The 15,585-nt window shown below is 67.2% G+C and carries 14 protein-coding genes and 1 tRNA gene; 8 read left to right on the top strand and 7 right to left on the bottom strand.

Annotated features, from left to right (window positions below; genetic code table 11):
* Positions 1-84 precede the first annotated feature (84 nt).
* Positions 85-1,563, top strand: coding sequence for an ABC transporter substrate-binding protein (locus ACOHWE_RS07190; protein ID WP_420665281.1), 1,479 nt, complete (start codon positions 85-87; stop codon positions 1,561-1,563).
* Positions 1,564-1,622: 59 nt separating this feature from the next.
* Here the strand turns inward: ACOHWE_RS07190 and ACOHWE_RS07185 are convergent, their stop codons facing one another.
* Positions 1,623-2,741, bottom strand: a complete 1,119-nt coding sequence (locus ACOHWE_RS07185) for an acetoin utilization protein AcuC (protein WP_420665280.1) — start codon at positions 2,739-2,741, stop codon at positions 1,623-1,625.
* A gap of 196 nt (positions 2,742-2,937) precedes the next feature.
* Between ACOHWE_RS07185 and ACOHWE_RS07180 the strand changes: the two genes are divergently transcribed.
* The 5 genes from ACOHWE_RS07180 (at position 2,938) to ACOHWE_RS07160 (ending at position 8,346) form a co-directional block, all read left to right on the top strand.
* Positions 2,938-3,885 carry an ABC transporter permease gene (locus ACOHWE_RS07180; RefSeq protein WP_420665279.1) on the top strand — a complete coding sequence of 316 codons (948 nt, stop codon included), beginning with the start codon at positions 2,938-2,940 and terminating at the stop codon, positions 3,883-3,885.
* A 136-nt stretch (positions 3,886-4,021) separates the two neighbouring features.
* The gene (locus ACOHWE_RS07175; RefSeq protein WP_420665278.1) at positions 4,022-4,837 is read left to right on the top strand and encodes an ABC transporter permease; all 816 of its coding nucleotides are present in this window, start codon (positions 4,022-4,024) and stop codon (positions 4,835-4,837) included.
* Positions 4,834-6,426, top strand: coding sequence for an ABC transporter ATP-binding protein (locus tag ACOHWE_RS07170; protein ID WP_420665277.1), 1,593 nt, complete (start codon positions 4,834-4,836; stop codon positions 6,424-6,426). Before ACOHWE_RS07175 ends, ACOHWE_RS07170 begins: the two co-directional genes overlap by 4 nt.
* A complete protein-coding gene (locus ACOHWE_RS07165; RefSeq protein ID WP_420665276.1) occupies positions 6,423-6,896 on the top strand; it encodes a GNAT family N-acetyltransferase in 474 nt (157 codons plus the stop codon). Before ACOHWE_RS07170 ends, ACOHWE_RS07165 begins: the two co-directional genes overlap by 4 nt.
* Complete coding sequence (locus ACOHWE_RS07160; protein ID WP_420665274.1) at positions 6,889-8,346, top strand: aldehyde dehydrogenase family protein; 1,458 nt, start codon at positions 6,889-6,891, stop codon at positions 8,344-8,346. Before ACOHWE_RS07165 ends, ACOHWE_RS07160 begins: the two co-directional genes overlap by 8 nt.
* An 18-nt stretch (positions 8,347-8,364) precedes the next feature.
* Here ACOHWE_RS07160 and ACOHWE_RS07155 read toward each other — a convergent pair whose 3' ends face one another.
* Both ACOHWE_RS07155 and ACOHWE_RS07150 read right to left on the bottom strand, forming a co-directional pair.
* The gene (locus ACOHWE_RS07155) at positions 8,365-8,970 is read right to left on the bottom strand and encodes a chorismate--pyruvate lyase family protein (RefSeq protein WP_420665272.1); all 606 of its coding nucleotides are present in this window, start codon (positions 8,968-8,970) and stop codon (positions 8,365-8,367) included.
* A 94-nt stretch (positions 8,971-9,064) separates the two neighbouring features.
* A tRNA-Arg gene (locus tag ACOHWE_RS07150) sits at positions 9,065-9,141 on the bottom strand.
* Between the two features lie 170 nt (positions 9,142-9,311).
* Between ACOHWE_RS07150 and ACOHWE_RS07145 the strand changes: the two genes are divergently transcribed.
* Together ACOHWE_RS07145 and ACOHWE_RS07140 are read left to right on the top strand one after the other, a co-directional pair.
* A complete protein-coding gene (locus tag ACOHWE_RS07145) occupies positions 9,312-10,337 on the top strand; it encodes a LacI family DNA-binding transcriptional regulator (RefSeq protein ID WP_420665271.1) in 1,026 nt (341 codons plus the stop codon).
* Positions 10,337-11,545, top strand: a complete 1,209-nt coding sequence (locus ACOHWE_RS07140) for a winged helix-turn-helix domain-containing protein (protein WP_420665270.1) — start codon at positions 10,337-10,339, stop codon at positions 11,543-11,545. The genes ACOHWE_RS07145 and ACOHWE_RS07140 overlap by 1 nt, the downstream gene beginning before the upstream one ends.
* A gap of 95 nt (positions 11,546-11,640) precedes the next feature.
* Here ACOHWE_RS07140 and ACOHWE_RS07135 read toward each other — a convergent pair whose 3' ends face one another.
* The 4 genes from ACOHWE_RS07135 to ACOHWE_RS07120 all read right to left on the bottom strand — a co-directional run bounded on the left by ACOHWE_RS07135 (position 11,641) and on the right by ACOHWE_RS07120 (position 15,291).
* Positions 11,641-12,084 (bottom strand): acyl-CoA thioesterase, encoded by a 444-nt coding sequence (locus ACOHWE_RS07135; protein ID WP_420665268.1) that lies wholly within the window; start codon positions 12,082-12,084, stop codon positions 11,641-11,643.
* Between the two features lie 13 nt (positions 12,085-12,097).
* Positions 12,098-13,603: a TRAP transporter large permease gene (locus ACOHWE_RS07130; RefSeq protein WP_420665266.1), complete on the bottom strand. Its 1,506-nt coding sequence runs from the start codon at positions 13,601-13,603 to the stop codon at positions 12,098-12,100.
* Entirely contained in the window at positions 13,603-14,181 is a 579-nt protein-coding gene (locus ACOHWE_RS07125; RefSeq protein ID WP_420665912.1) for a TRAP transporter small permease, read from the bottom strand. Before ACOHWE_RS07125 ends, ACOHWE_RS07130 begins: the two co-directional genes overlap by 1 nt.
* Before the next feature lie 66 nt (positions 14,182-14,247).
* Complete coding sequence (locus ACOHWE_RS07120) at positions 14,248-15,291, bottom strand: TRAP transporter substrate-binding protein (RefSeq protein WP_420665265.1); 1,044 nt, start codon at positions 15,289-15,291, stop codon at positions 14,248-14,250.
* Positions 15,292-15,585: the final 294 nt, after the last annotated feature.

Genomic DNA, 15,585 nt, shown 5'->3' with positions numbered 1-15,585 from the left:
CATGGGAAAACGGGAAACTCGTTTCCAATCGGCCCCGGCACGGGACCGGGCCCGGCAGAAAACAGCATTCAGGGAGATTGTTTTATGGCCTTCAGATCCTTCGTTTTGGCAGCCAGTTCGGCGCTGGCCCTGATCGCGGGCACCGCCGCGGCCAAGGACAGCGTCACCATCGCGATGCAGCTTGAGCCGCCGCATCTGGACCCGACCAGCGCGGCCGCGCAGGCCATCGACTCGGTGGTCTACACCAACATCTTCGAAGGGCTGACCCGCTTCATGGGCGATGGCTCGGTGGTGCCAGGGCTGGCGGAAAGCTGGGAAATCTCCGCGGACGGGACCGAATACACCTTCACCCTGCGCGAGGGCGTCACCTTCCACGACGGCAGCGCGATGGATGCGGAGGACGTGAAGTTCTCGCTCGACCGTGCCCGCGCGGAGTACAGCACCAACGCGCAGAAGGCGCTGTTCGAAGGCATCACCGGCGTCGAGGTGCTGGACCCGCGGACGGTGAAACTGACGCTGGACAAGCCCGACGGCAGCCTGCTCTTCAACCTCGCTTGGGGCGATGCGGTGATCGTCGCGCCCGAAAGCATCGAGGGCATCAAATCGAACCCGGTCGGCACCGGCGCTTATTCGCTCCAGGAATGGGTGCAGGGCGACCGCATCACGCTGGCGCGCAACCCGGACTACTGGGGCGAGGCGCCTGCGCTGGCATCCGCCACCTTCAAGTTCATCTCCGACCCCACCGCCGCCTTTGCCGCGATGATGGCCGGCGACATTGACGCCTTCGACAACTTCCCCGCGCCCGAGAACCTGCCCCAGTTCGAGGCAGATCCCCGCTTCCAGGTGCTCGTCGGCTCCACCGAGGGCGAGACGATCCTGTCGACCAACAACAAGAAGCCGCCGTTCGACGACCTCCGCGTGCGCCAGGCGATGGCCCATGCGATCGACCGGCAAGCGATCATCGACGGCGCGATGTTCGGCTACGGCACGCCCATCGGCACCCATTTCGCGCCGCACCACCCGGCCTATGTGGACCTGACCGGCCAGTCCACGCGTGACCTTGAGAAAGCCAAGGCGCTCCTGGCCGAGGCAGGCTTTGCCGAGGGCTTCGAGACCACGCTGCACCTGCCGCCGCCATCTTATGCCCGCCGCGGCGGGGAGATCATCGCCGCACAGCTTGCCGAGGTTGGCATCAAGGCGGAGATCATCAACGTCGAATGGGCGCAGTGGCTGGAAACCGTGTTCCGCGGCAAGGACTTCGGCCTCACCATCGTGAGCCACACCGAGCCGATGGACATCGGCATCTATGCCCGGCCGGACTACTACTTCCAGTACGACAGCCAGCCGTTCCAGGAGCTGATGGCCCGGCTCAACGCCACCACCGCGCCGGATGAGCGCGACGCCCTGCTGCGCGAGGCGCAGGAGATGCTCGCCAAGGACTACGTGAACGGCTACCTGTTCCAGCTCGCCAAGCTGGGCGTCGCCAAGGCCGGGCTCGAAGGCCTGTGGGAGAACGCCCCCACCGCCGCCATCGACCTCACCGCGATCCGCTGGGCGGAGTAAATTGTAACTGCCACTAAGGGCAGCGCCCGGCCCGGCTGAAGGCCGGGCGGGGAGAAGGCTCAAATCACGCGCCGCTTCCGCAGATACGCCACCCGCTCCCGGATCACGTCCCGCACCTCCGCGGGGCGCGGCGCGTCGCGCAGGGTGGTGAACCAGTGCTCCGGCGGGTTTCGGCCGAGGCTGTGGCCCTTGAACTCCAGGGCGCGCAGCACCGCTTCCGCCTCCTGAGGAAGCCGTTCGGGCAGCTCAAACCCGCTGAGCGCGGCCCAGACCCCGGCCCAGAGCCGCCCCACCGTCCAGGGGTTGTAGCCCCCGCCGCCCAGCACAAGGTAGCGCTGCGCCATACCCTTCAGCGCCTTCACCACCGTCCAATGCGCATTATTGGTCAGGTCAAGATGCGCCAGCGGGTCGTCCCGCACCGCATCCGCCCCGCATTGCAGCACCACCGCATCCGGCGCAAAGGCCTCCACCGCGGGCAGGATCAGCTCTTCCCGCACATACCCCATCTCCGCATCGCTGAATCCGCGCGGCACCGGCAGGTTCAGCGCCGAGCCGTCCGCGTCCTCCTCCAGCTTGCCGGTCTTGGGCCACAGGTTTTCCTCATGCACCGAGATCATCAGCACGTCTGCGTCCCCCGAAAACCCGTGCTCGACCCCGTCCGCGTGATGCGCGTCGATGTCGACATAGGCAATGCGGCGCGCGCCGTGATGGCGCAGGGACAGCATCGCCAGCACCGGGTCGTTCAGGTAGCAGAACCCGTTGGCGCGGTCCGGCAGCCCGTGATGGGTGCCGCCCGCCGGGTTGTAAACAATGCCCCCCCGCGCCAGAAGCTCCCCCGCCAGGATCGAGCCGCCCGCAGCCGTGGCCGGGCGGCGGAAGACTTCAGGGAAGACCGGGTTCGAGAGGGTGCCGATGCGATGGCGCGCCCGCACCTCCGCGCTCACGTCTTGCTTCGCCTCCGCCGCCTGCAGGGCCGCGATATACCCCGGCGTGTGCCAGATGGTGAGCGCAGCAGGCTTGGCGCGCGGGGAGTTCACGTAAACCTCCCCCGGCAGCCAGCCCAGCGCGCGCGACAGATCCATCACGGTGGAGACCCGCGGCACCCGCAGCGGATGGCGCGCACCATAGGATGAGCCGCGGTAGATTTCCGAACCGATGAAAAGGGGCCGTTCCAGCATGCACCAGAAATAGCCCGCACGGCGCGGGCGATCAAAGACTTCGCCCGGAACACGCCGCGGGCGGCGGGCGAGGCCGTGCGCGCCATACGGCCAGGCACGGCACAACCTTTTGATCCGTTGACTTTTTTGACCGCCGCAGAGCGATTCCACGCGCCGCCCTCTGGACCGGCGCTTTGCGGGCTCCTAACGTGGCGGCATGTTGCGCTATGCCCTGAAACGCCTCATGTCGCTGCTGCTCAGCCTGGCCGTTGCCTCGCTGGTGATTTTCTTCGTGATCGAGGTGGCCCCGGGCGATCCCGCGTCCTTCATGCTGGGGGTGAATGCGCAGCCGGACACGGTGGCCGCGCTGAAGGCCGAACTGGGATTGGACCAGGGCAAGCTCAACCGCTACCTCGCCTGGGCAGGCGGTATGCTGAGCGGCGATTTCGGCACCTCCTACACCTACCGCACCCCGGTGGCAGGGATGATTGCCGACCGGCTCTGGGTGTCGCTGCCGCTGGCGCTCTATGCGCTGCTGCTGTCGACGCTGATCGCCTTTCCCGCGGGCATTTACGCCGCTGCCCGCCGTGGAAAGGCCGGTGACATGGCGGTGATGGGGGCAACCCAGCTGGGCGTCGCGGTGCCGAACTTCTGGTTTGCGATGATGCTGGTGCTGATTTTCGCGATCAACCTGCGCTGGTTCGGCGCGGGCGGCTTTCCGGGCTGGGAGGCCGGGCTCTGGGCCGGGCTGCACGCGCTCACCCTGCCCGCCATCGCTCTGGCACTGCCGCAGGCGGCCATCCTCGCGCGGGTGATGCGCTCGGCACTTCTGGACATCCTGGGGGAGGATTTCATGCGCACCGCCCGCGCCAAAGGGCTGACCCGGCGTCAGGCGCTCTGGCGGCACGGGGTGCGCAACGCACTGATCCCGGTGCTGACGATCATCGGACTGCAGTTTTCCTTCCTGCTCGCGGGCGCCATCATCATCGAGCAGGTCTTTTACCTGCCCGGCCTCGGGCGGCTGGTGTTCCAGGCGATCTCGGCGCGTGATCTGATCGTGGTGGAATCAGTGGTGATGCTCTTGGTCTTTGCGGTGATCGCGGTGAATTTCCTGGTCGACCTCGCCTATGCGCTGGTCGATCCGCGGCTGAGGAGCCGGACATGAGAACAAGCGCAACCGCCCGCATCTGCCGCAAAGGGCCGCGCCCGAGCCTGGGTGGGCGCAACGCGCCCTCCCGTGGGGAGGCTCGGGCGCGGCCCGGCCTGATGGCCGGGCGAACCATCGCGGGGAGCCTTTGGACATGACCCGCCCCCTGCTCCTTGGCGGCGCCCTGTCGGCGCTGGTGCTGCTCGCAGCCCTCCTGTCCTTTGCCTGGACCCCCTACGGCCACGCGGCGATGAACATTCCGGCAAAGCTGCAGACGCCCAACGCAGAGCACTGGCTTGGCACCGATCACTTCGGCCGCGACATCCTGTCGATGCTGATGGTGGGGGCGCGCACCTCGCTGGCGGTGGCGCTGGCGGCGGTGGGGATCGGCATGGGCGCGGGCGTGCCCCTGGGCCTTGCCGCCGCCGCCCGCCGCGGCAGCTGGCTGGACGAGCTGATCATGCGCGGCAACGACCTGGTATTCGCCTTCCCCTCGCTGGTGATCGCGATCCTGATCACCGCCGTGCTCGGTCCCAGCGCGTTCAATGCAATCCTCGCCATCGGCATCTTCAACATCCCCGTCTTCGCCCGCATCACCCGCGGCGCGGCGCTGTCCCTGTGGGAGCGCGAGTTCATCCTCGCCGCCCGGGTTGCAGGCAAGGGCGCGGCGCGGATCTCGGCCGAGCACATCCTGCCCAACGTGATGAACCTGCTGATCGTTCAGGGCACCATCCAGTTTTCGCTCGGCATCCTGGCCGAGGCCGGGCTCTCCTATGTCGGCCTCGGCGCGCAGCCGCCGACGCCGAGCTGGGGGCGAATGCTGGCCGATGCGCAGACCATGGTGAGCTTTGCACCGCATCTGGCGCTGATCCCCGGCACTGCGATCATTCTCACCGTGCTGGGGCTGAACCTCCTGGGCGACGGCTTGCGCGACCACCTCGACCCGCGGCTCAGAGAGGTGCGGACGTGAGCCTTCTCGATATCACCCGCCTTTCGGTGTCCATCGGCGCGCTGCCGGTGCTGCGCGATGTGACCTTCCACGTCGAGCCGTGCGAGATCGTCGCGGTCACCGGCGAAAGCGGCTCCGGCAAGTCGATGACCGCGCTGGCGGTGATGGGGCTGCTGCCGGAGCGGGCGCGCGTGCAGGGGGATATTCACCTTGGAGAAACGCCGCTGCTCCAGCAGAGCGAGACCCAGATGTGCGGCCTGCGCGGCCAGTCGATCGGCATGGTCTTCCAGGAGCCGATGACCGCGCTCAATCCGGTAAAGACCATCGGCGCCCAGGTGATGGAGACCATCCTGACCCACAAGGCGATGCCCCGCGACGCCGCCGAGGCCCGCGCCCGCGAGGTGCTGGACCGGGTGGGCCTGCCCGCGGACCGCTTTCCGCTGAGCCGCTATCCGCATGAGCTGTCCGGCGGACAGCGCCAGCGGGTGGTGATCGCCATGGCCATCGCGCTGCGCCCGAACCTTCTGATCGCCGACGAGCCGACCACCGCGCTTGACGTGACCACCCAGGCGCAGATCCTGAAGCTGCTGAAAGGGCTGGTGCAGGAGGAGGGCATGGGCCTCCTGATCATCACCCACGACCTCGCGGTGGTCGCGGATCTCGCCGACCGCATCGTGGTGATGAAAAACGGCGAGGTGGTGGAGACCGGCCATACCGCGCAGCTCTTCCGCGACATGCGCCACCCCTATACCCGGAAGCTCTTTGCCGCCTCCCGCCACCAGGTCGCGCTGCCGCCCGCGCCTGCGCCCCGCCCGCTGCTGGAGGTAAAGGGCGCGGTCCGCGACTACCCGTTGCCGCGCAGATCGCTCTTCGCCAGACCGGGCCGCCACCGCGCCGTGGATAACGTCTCCTTCACCCTCCACCGCGGCGAGCGGCTGGGGCTGGTGGGCGAATCGGGCTGCGGGAAATCGACCCTGACCCGGGCTATTCTGGGCCTGGAGCCGCTGCAAGGCGGCGAAATCCGCCTTGACGGTTCACCGGTCACCACAAGACCGGGGGCGGAGATCCGGCGCAACATGCAGGTGGTATTCCAAGACCCCTACGGCAGCTTCAACCCGCGCCACCGGGTCGAGCGGCTGATCACCGAACCCTTCCACACGCTCAACACGCCGCCCGCCGGCCGCGCCCGTTCGGAGCGGGTGGCCGAGACCCTCACCGCCGTCGGCCTGCACCCGGATGATGCGCGGAAATACATCCACCAGTTCTCCGGCGGCCAGCGCCAGCGCATCGCGATTGCCCGCGCGCTGATTACCCGTCCCGCGCTGATCATCTTTGACGAGGCGGTCTCGGCGCTGGATGTCTCTGTGCGGGCCCGCATCCTCGACCTGCTGGCGGAGCTCTGCGCGGCCTACCAGCTCACCTATCTGTTCATCAGCCACGACCTCAGCGTGGTGCGCAGCGTGACCGACCGCTGCCTGGTGATGCAGAACGGACGGATCGTCGAACAGGGCGAGACCGGCGCGCTGTTCAGCAATCCGCAGCACGCTTACACCCGCCAGCTCATCGCCGCCGCCCCGGTGCTGCCGGAGCCGGCGGAGGGGGCGGCATGAATCTGACGCTCTCCCTGATCCTGCCGCGGGAGGCAGCGCTGCTGACCGCCGCCCTCGCCCCCTATTTTGCCGAGGTCGCCCCGGCGGCCGGGATCGACCCTGCCGAACGTGCGCGCCAGATGCTGCACCGCCGGGACGTCACCGCCTTCTGGATCCGCGGCGGCGGTGTGCGCATCGGCTTTGCCGCGGTGCTGAACCTGCCCGACGACCGGCGTGAGCTCTCCGAGCTGTGCATCCTGCCGCAGCACCGCCGCCAGGGCTGGGGGCAGCAGGCGGCGCAGGCGATCCTCGGCGAATTTCCCGGCCGCTGGCGCATGGGCATCTCCGCCACTTCGCGCGAGGCTGTGGCCTTCTGGGGCACCTGCCTCAGCCTGATGCCCGGCATCCGCGACTTACGCGAAGGCGCGCCGTTCACCATCCATCAAGCCAAGAGCTACACATTCGACATTGCAGGAGCGCATGATGACTGACCCCTCCCCCATCTGGTTCGACCCCGCCCTGTGCCTGATCGGCGGCTGCTGGCAACCGCCCGCGGACGGCGGCACCCTTCCGCTGGTGAACCCCTCGGACGGGGCGGAGATCTGCCAGATCGCCCGCGGGACCGCGGCGGACATCGACGCCGCCGTCACCGCGGCGCAGGTCGCGCGCGACGGCACATGGGGCCGGATGAGCGCGCTGGAGCGCGGCCGCGTCCTGACCCGCATCGGTCAGTTCGTGCTGGAACGGGTGGACCAGCTGGCCGCGCTGGAGGCGCTGGACGTGGGCAAGCCGCTCACCCAGGCACGCGCCGATGCGGCGGCGCTGGCGCGCTACTGCGAGTTCTACGGCGGCGCAGCGGACAAGGTGATGGGGGAGACCATTCCCTACCTCGACGGCTACACCGTCTACACCCTTCGCGAGCCGCATGGCGTGACCGGCCATATCGTGCCCTGGAACTACCCGATGCAGATTATCGGCCGCTCGGTCGGTGCGGCACTGGCGATGGGCAATGCCTGCGTGCTGAAACCGGCCGAGGAAGCCTGCCTCACAGCACTGGCCTTTGCCAATATCGCGATAGAGGCCGGGCTGCCCGCGGGCGCGCTGAACGTGGTGCCGGGGCTCGGCGCCGAGGCCGGGGCGGCGCTGGCCGGGCATCCGGGAGTGCAGCATATCTCCTTCACCGGCTCGGTTCGCACCGGCGCGCTGGTGCAGCAGGCGGCGGGCGCGAACGTGGTGCCGGTGACGCTTGAACTGGGCGGCAAGTCCCCGCAGCTGGTGTTCGACGACGCCGACCTGGACGCCGCCCTGCCCTTCCTGGTGAACGCGGGCATCCAGAACGCAGGCCAGACCTGCTCCGCCTCCTCGCGCATCCTCGTGCAGCGCGGGGTCTACGACGCGGTGAAGGCGCGCATGGCGGAGGCCTATGGCGCGCTGACCGCGGGGCCCGCAAGGGACGACCTCAGCCTCGGCCCGCTGATCTCCGCCCGGCAGAAAGCGATTGTAGAAGGTTACATCGCCAAGGGCGCGGATCTGACCGTGGCCGCCCAAGGCCGCATCGCGGACGGAGCGCCGGGGGAAGGCGCCTACGTCCGTCCCACCCTCTTTGCCGACGTGCCGCCCGCCCACGCGCTGGCGCAGGAGGAGATCTTCGGCCCCGTGCAAGTGCTGATCCCCTTTGAGACGGAAGCCGAGGCGGTGGAGATCGCCAACAGTACACCCTACGGGCTGGTGGCCGGTGTCTGGACCCGCGACGGCGGCCGCCAGATGCGGCTGGCCAAGTCCTTGCGCGCCGGGCAGGTCTTCCTCAACAACTACGGCGCGGGCGGCGGGGTCGAGCTGCCCTTCGGCGGCAGCGGCCAGTCGGGACACGGCCGCGAGAAGGGCTTCGAGGCGCTCTACGGGTTTTCCCAGCTCAAAACGGTGGCCGCCCGCCACGGCTGACGGCGGTCGAAGGGCGGTTCAGGACTGCGGAAGGCCGAGGCACATGCCGGCCCGGTAGACCTCGGTGATCAGCATGCTGGAGGTGGCTTCGATCTCCAGCACGTAGCTGCGCGCCGCCGCCGGGTCCGGCACGCCCGCCCGCTGCCACAGCCGCGTCAGCACCGCCTCCGGGCAGGTAACCGGCCGTTTGCGGGTGCGCTTCACGTCGAAGATATAGCCGATCGGCGAAAGACCCTGCTCCAGATGCCGCCGCACCTCCGGATCAAGCCGTTCCAGTGCCACATAGCTGAGATTGTCCATCATCACCTGACCCGCATGCGACATGCACACCTGCCGCTCGATGAAGGCGCTGCCCGGCAGATGCGCCCGCACCTGGCGCGGCACGCTGGTGGTCACTTTCTGGTGCACGACCTCCAGCTGCACGGGCCCGTCTGCAATTGTCTCGCAAAGCAGCGTGGCGGAGCCGTCCTGCACCAAGAGCATCCTGAGCCAGGCCTCGGCCCAGGCTGCCGCGCTGCTGCCCGCGGCAATCCCCGATCCGAAACGCTGCCGCACGGGAGGCGAATTCGGCCCAGCAGCCGCAGCAGCCAGCCGCTTCTCCTGCACTGCGTCAGACTCCGCCATAACCGTATTCTCCCGGGAAATCGCACGCCACTCTCATAGCCCGGCGCCCTCCGGGGTGAAAGCCCGGACCCACCCAGCGGATTTAGCGGAAATATGGCGACCCCGGCAGGATTCGAACCTGCAACCTGCCCCTTAGGAGGGGGCTGCTCTATCCAGTTGAGCCACGGGGCCGCGTGCGCCCCGGCGATAGCAAATCCTGCCTGGCTTCACAATGCCATGCACGCAGTAAAGTACGCGGCCATGCGCGCACGAAGGCTCCGAATAGCCGCTGCGCGCCATTGTGCAGCAGCCGATGTCTGCGCTAACCTCGCAGCCAGCAGCAATCAAGAAGGCACACACACGTGACCACGGACAACAAGCGCCCGCTGACCCTCCGCGATGTCTCCGAAGCGACCGGAGTTTCCGAAATGACCGTCAGCCGCGTGCTGCGAAACCGCGGCGACGTGTCGGAACGGACCCGCGCCAAGGTGCTGAGCGCTGCCAAGGAGCTGGGCTACGTGCCCAACAAGATCGCAGGCGCGCTGGCCTCGAACCGGGTGAACCTGGTGGCGGTCATCATCCCGTCCTTGTCGAACATGGTGTTCCCGGAGGTGCTGACCGGCATCAACAAAGTGCTGGAAAACACCGACCTGCAGCCGGTCGTGGGCGTCACCGACTACCAGCCCGAGAAAGAGGAGAAAGTCCTCTACGAGATGCTGTCCTGGCGGCCCTCCGGCGTGATCATCGCAGGGCTCGAGCACACCGAACCGGCGCGCGCCATGCTTGCGGCCTCCGGCATCCCGGTGGTGGAGATCATGGACACCGACGGCAAGCCGGTCGACGCGATGGTCGGCATCTCGCACCGCCGCGCGGGCCGGGAGATGGCCAAGGCGATCCTCAAGGCAGGCTACAGCCACATCGGTTTCATGGGCACCAAGATGCCGCTAGACCATCGCGCCCGCAAACGCTTCGAGGGCTTCACCGAGGCGCTGGCCAAGGAAGGCATTGAGATCGAGGACCGCGCCTTCTATTCCGGCGGCTCGGCGCTGGCCAAGGGGCGAGAGATGACGCAGGAGATGCTGGAGCGCACGCCGGAGCTGGATTTCCTCTATTACTCCAACGACATGATCGGCGCGGGCGGGCTGTTGTACCTGCTCGACCAGGGCATCGACGTGCCCGGCCAGATCGGCCTCGCCGGCTTCAACGGGGTGGAGCTCCTGCAAGGGCTGCCGCGCAAGCTCGCCACCATGGACGCCTGCCGCCAGGAGATCGGCCGCAAGGCTGCGGAGATCATCGCGGCCCAGCTCGAAGACCCGGACGCGCCGATTGAAAAGCACGTGACGCTGTCCCCCACGATCACCTACGGCGACACGCTCAAGCGGCGCTGATGGCGCTTGAGCGGCTGGACAACGGCAGCGCGCGGCGGCTGTTCCTCGATCGCCACGCGCTCCTGGAGCCGCCCTCGGGGACTGCCAGGGGCACGGCCCTGCTGGAGCTGATCGAACGGCTGGGTTTCGTTCAGATCGACAGCATCAACACGGTGGCGCGGGCGCACGACATGATCCTCTACAGCCGCCGCCCCAGCTACCGTGCGCCCGCGCTCAAGCGGCTCTATGAACGCGACCGCGCCCTGTTCGAACACTGGACGCATGATGCCTCGGTGATCCCGATGGCCTTTTACCCGCACTGGCGCCTGCGGTTCCGCCGCGATGCCGCGCGGCTTAAGAGCCGCTGGCGCAACTGGCGCCGCGACGGATTCGAGGCGCGGTTCGAAACGGTAATGCAGCACATCCGCGACCACGGCCCGGTCAGCTCAGCGGACGTCGGGAGGGACGAACCCAAGCGCTCCGGAGGCTGGTGGGACTGGCACCCGTCAAAGACGGCCCTGGAATACCTGTGGCGCGCTGGCGCGCTCACGGTGATCGGGCGCAACGGCTTCCAGAAACGCTATGACCTGACCGAGCGGGTGATCGAAGACCACCTGCGCGCGGGAGGCGTGGATGAGACCGCCACCATCGGCTGGCTCTGCGACGCGGCGCTGGACCGGCTCGGCTTTGCCACCGCGGGCGAAATCGCCGCCTTCTGGGACACCGCGACCCCGGCGGAGGCGCGGGAGTGGTGTGCCACGGGTCTGCGTGAGGGCAGCTTGCAGGAGATCGAGGTGGAGCAGGCCGACGGCAGGCCCCGCCGCGTCTTTGCCCGCCCGGGCGCGGAGGAGGAGGCGCGGGAGCTCGGCCCGGCACCAGGGCGCATCCGCGTGCTCAGCCCCTTCGACCCGGCGCTCCGCGACCGCAAGCGGGCCGAGCGGCTGTTCGGCTTCCACTACCGGATCGAGGTCTTCACTCCCGCCGACAAGCGCCGCTACGGCTATTACGTATTCCCGCTGCTGGAGGGCAGCCGCCTGATCGGACGGATCGACATGAAGGCCCTGCGCGACGCGGACAGCCTGCACGTCAGCGCGCTCTGGCCCGAGCCGGGCCTCAGGTGGAGCAATGCCCGCACCGGGCGGCTGGAGGCGGAACTGCAGAGGGTTGCAAGGTTTGCGGGCCTCGCGCGGATCACTTTCGCCGATCATTGGCTGTGCGATCCTGCCTGAGACGGGGCCGGAGAAAACCAATATGTTCGGGCCGGAATAATTCATTGGTTCCAGCACCCGTGGCGCGCGCAGCCCCCCGCGGACCGGGGCGCCTATTACTCCGGGCGCAGCTGCGCTTCGATCACTGAGCGGTAGTCAGGTGGGGCGGACCGGGCGGTGAAATTTTCCGGATTGATGAAAACGCAGACAAACCTGCCTTCGAAACACAGAACCCCGTCCTGCCGCGCCGCCACCCGGAAGGTGACCGATTTGCTCCCCAGCGCCGCAGGCCAGACTTCGCAGCGCAGCCGGTGGCGGGGGGTGACCGGCGCACGGAAGTCGATGCTCATGTGCACGAAGGGCGTGCCGGTGCCGCGGTCCAGCTCCATCTGATACCACCCGTCGCCGCCAAGGTGATGCTCCCACCAGGCATCTATCGCCTCCAGCGCGAAGGCTTGCAGGCGGCCGGTATAGGCGATCTTCGCCGGATCGCAGTCGCCCCAGCCGACCCGGATTTCATGCTCGAAGCCGCGCGGGCCTTCGCTTGCGCTTTCTGCCATAGTCGTGTCTTCCTTATTGCATCAGCATCAGCGGAAAGAGCGTGATCACCGGGAAGGCAACCAGGATGATCACGCGGATGATGTCGGAGGCGACGAAGAACATCACCGCCTTGTAGGTGTCGATCATCTTCGTCTTTCGGTCCATCGCGTTGATGATGAAGAGGTTCATCCCCACCGGCGGGGTGATCAGCCCGACCTCGACCACGATCAGCACCAGGATGCCGAACCAGATCGCCACGTATTCCGCCTCGATCCGGTTTACCCGGCCTTCGGTCACCCGGATGCCCAGCTCGCGCATCTGCTCGCGGGTGAGCTCGGCGCCGCTGGCGATAGCCTCGCGGATCGAGGCCAGCATCTCCGCCCCCATGCCCTCGGGCACACCCGCGTTCAGCACCTCCATCGCCGCCTCCGCCTGCATTGCGGGCAGCGACAGGAGGCCGAAATCCATTACCGAGATCACCGGAAAGAAGATCGGGATCGTCAGCAGGATCATCGACAGCGAATCCATAAGGCAGCCGAACACCAGGTAGAAGGCGAGGATCAGCGCCAGCACCACCCAAGGGCTGAGGCCCTGACTCACCACGAAATCGGCAAGCTCCTGCGGCACTTTGGTGAGCGCGAGGAAACCGTTGTAGAACCCCGCGCCCAGCACGATGAAGAAGATCATTGCGGTCGAGCGCGCGGTGACCAGGAAGCTGTCGGCGAGCGTGGCGCGCGTCAGCCCGCCGTTCATCCAGGCGATGAAGCCGGTGCCGAAGGCGCCCACCGCGGCGCCCTCGGTCGGGGTGAACCAGCCGAGGTAGATGCCGCCAACCACCAGCGCAAAGACCAGTAGCACCGGCCAGACATGGATCAACGCCTCGAACCGCTGCCGCATCGGCACCGGCGGCCGCGTGCCCGCGCTGGCCGGATAGAGCCGCACATAGATCGAAATCGCGATCACGTATCCGAGCGCCGCCAGAAGCCCGGGGATGAAGGCAGAAAGGAACAGCTTGGCGATGTTCTGCTCGGTCAGGATGGCATAAATCACCAGCACCACCGAAGGCGGGATCAGGATGCCGAGCGTGCCGCCCGCCGCGAGCGTCGCGGTGGAGAACCCGCCGGCATAGCCGTATTGCCTAAGCTCTGGCAGCGCGACCCGGCCCATGGTGGCGGCGGTGGCCAGCGAGGAGCCGCAGATCGCGCCAAAGCCCGCGCAGGCCCCGATCGAGGCCATCGCCACCCCGCCCTTGCGGTGCCCGAGAAAGCCCTCGGCGGCCTTGAACAGCGCCGTCGACATGCCACCGAGGGTCGCGAAATGCCCCATCAGCAGGAACATCGGCACGATGGTCAGCGAATAAGAGGAGAACGTCGTGTAGGTCTCGCTCTTGAGCCGCCCGAAGGCGACCTGGGTGCCATCGGTAACCCAGATCAGCCCGACAAGCCCCACAAGGAACATCGAAAGCCCGATCGGCACGCGCAGGAAGATCAGCAGCATCAGCACCGGGAAGGATGCGATGCCAATTTCAAGAGCTGTCACTATTCGCCCTCCACGCCGTCCCAGACCAGGATGCGGCCGGTAAAGAATTCATACGTGCGCACCACGCCCATGTAGAGCCCGACCACCGCCGCCACCAGCGCCGCTGCCAGAGCGGCGCTGTAGGCCCACCAGACCGGGAACTCGAGCAGGAAGGAGGTTTCGCCGTTCTGGTACTTGCCAAGGGTGCCATCGGCCAGCCGCCAGGCGATCAGCACCAGCACCGCGGCAAACAGCACTTCGGTCACCATCCGCAGGAAGTATTTCACCCGGCGCGGAAAGGAATTGGCCAGCACGTCAACGCAGGCATGGCCGGAGGTGATCTGGCACAGCGGCAGGAAGGCGAAGATGGCAAAGGCCACGCCGGCCTCCACGATCTCGAAATCGCCGTTCACCGGCCCGGTCCAGCCGATCATCCAGTCGGAGAAGCCGGGGGCCAGACCTTGCATCAGGCCGCTGTGGAACAGGCCGTTGAGCTGCCGTCCGATGATCGACACACAGGTCAGGATGATGAGGAGCGACAGCACCGCACCGCCCAGATATGCCATCGCCCGGGCCAGTCCCAGCATCAGCTTGTGCATGGTCGAGATTGCCTTTTCGTCCTTCGCGAAGGGCCGCAACCGGCCCTCCGCCTGTTAGCAGACGCCTTATTCGTACTGCGGCGTGTATTTCTCGATCAGGGCCGAGGCTTCCTCGATCAGCGCGGCGCCGTCGATGCCTTTTTCCTGCATGTCAGCCGTCCACTTGTCGTAGATCGGCTGGGCGCGCTCACGCCACACCGCGGTCTGCTCTTCGTCGAGCGTGATCACGTTGTTGCCCATGTCCAGCGCCAGTTCACGTGAGGGGCCGTCGGAATCGGCCTGGGTGCCGCCGGCAAAGACCGAGAACTCGAGCCCGGAATTGTCGTCGATCGCCTTCTTCAGATCATCCGGCAGGCTTTCGTACTTCTCCTTGTTCATCGCCAGCACGAAGGTCAGCGTATACAGCGCCTTGCCCGCGAACTCGGTATGGTTTTCCACCAGCTCCGGCACCTTCAGGGCAGCGGTCACCTCCCACGGGATAGTGGTGCCGTCGATCACGCCTTTGGAAAGCCCCTCGGGGATTGCCGGGACCGGCATGCCTACCGGTGTCGCGCCCAGCTCTTCCAGCAGCGCGTTCACCGAGCGCCCGCCGCCGCGGATCTTCATGCCGCGCAGGTCGTCCGGCGTTTCCACCGGGTCGGAGGTGTGGATCAGGCCGGGGCCATGCACCCAGGTGCCGAGGATCTTCACATCCTTGAACTCGGTGTCTTTCATGTGCTTCTCGAACATCTCCCAATAAGCGTGCGAGGCGGCGCGCGCATTGGTCATCATGAAGGGCAGTTCGAACACTTCGGTGGAGGGGTAGCGGCCGGGGGTGTAGCCGACCACGGTCCAGACGATGTCAGCGACGCCGTCGATGGCCTGGTCCATCAGCTCCGGCGGCTTGCCGCCCAGCTGCATCGACGGGTAGCGGTCGATCTTGATGCGCCCGCCCGAGGATTCCTCCACGTTGTCGGCCCAGACGTCCAGGATCAGTTTCGGCACGTTGGCCTGCGCCGGCAGGAACTGGTGCAGCTTCAGCGTCACCTCCTGCGCAAGCGCCGGCGCTGCGGCGAATACTGCAAGCGCTGCCGCCCCTGCCGCCGACAATAGCTTTCTGCGAGTGGTCATGTTTGTCCTCCCTTTGACCAGTCTTCCCCCGGAGCGCCCGCCGCGGTCACAATGCTGCGGCGGCCGGCCGGTTTGTCCCCAGATCCGCCGCCTGGATACCCCGGACGTTCGTAAAACGAACTGATCGCCCAGTGCTATTGGGTGCGTTTGTAACCATCAACAGCGGATCATGCATTTTCAAGTCATTAAAACCCCTGCCCCCCGCGAATGCGGAAGAAACGGCTGCTCCGACGCGTTACAGCTCCTGTGCACCTTCGCCATCAGCGATACACATTGCACGGCTGCGCTGGCAAC

It is taken from the genome of Cribrihabitans neustonicus, assembly GCF_048820895.1.
Taxonomy (GTDB): Bacteria; Pseudomonadota; Alphaproteobacteria; order Rhodobacterales; family Rhodobacteraceae; genus Cribrihabitans_A; species Cribrihabitans_A neustonicus.
This window is presented reverse-complemented; position numbering and strand designations above follow the sequence as displayed.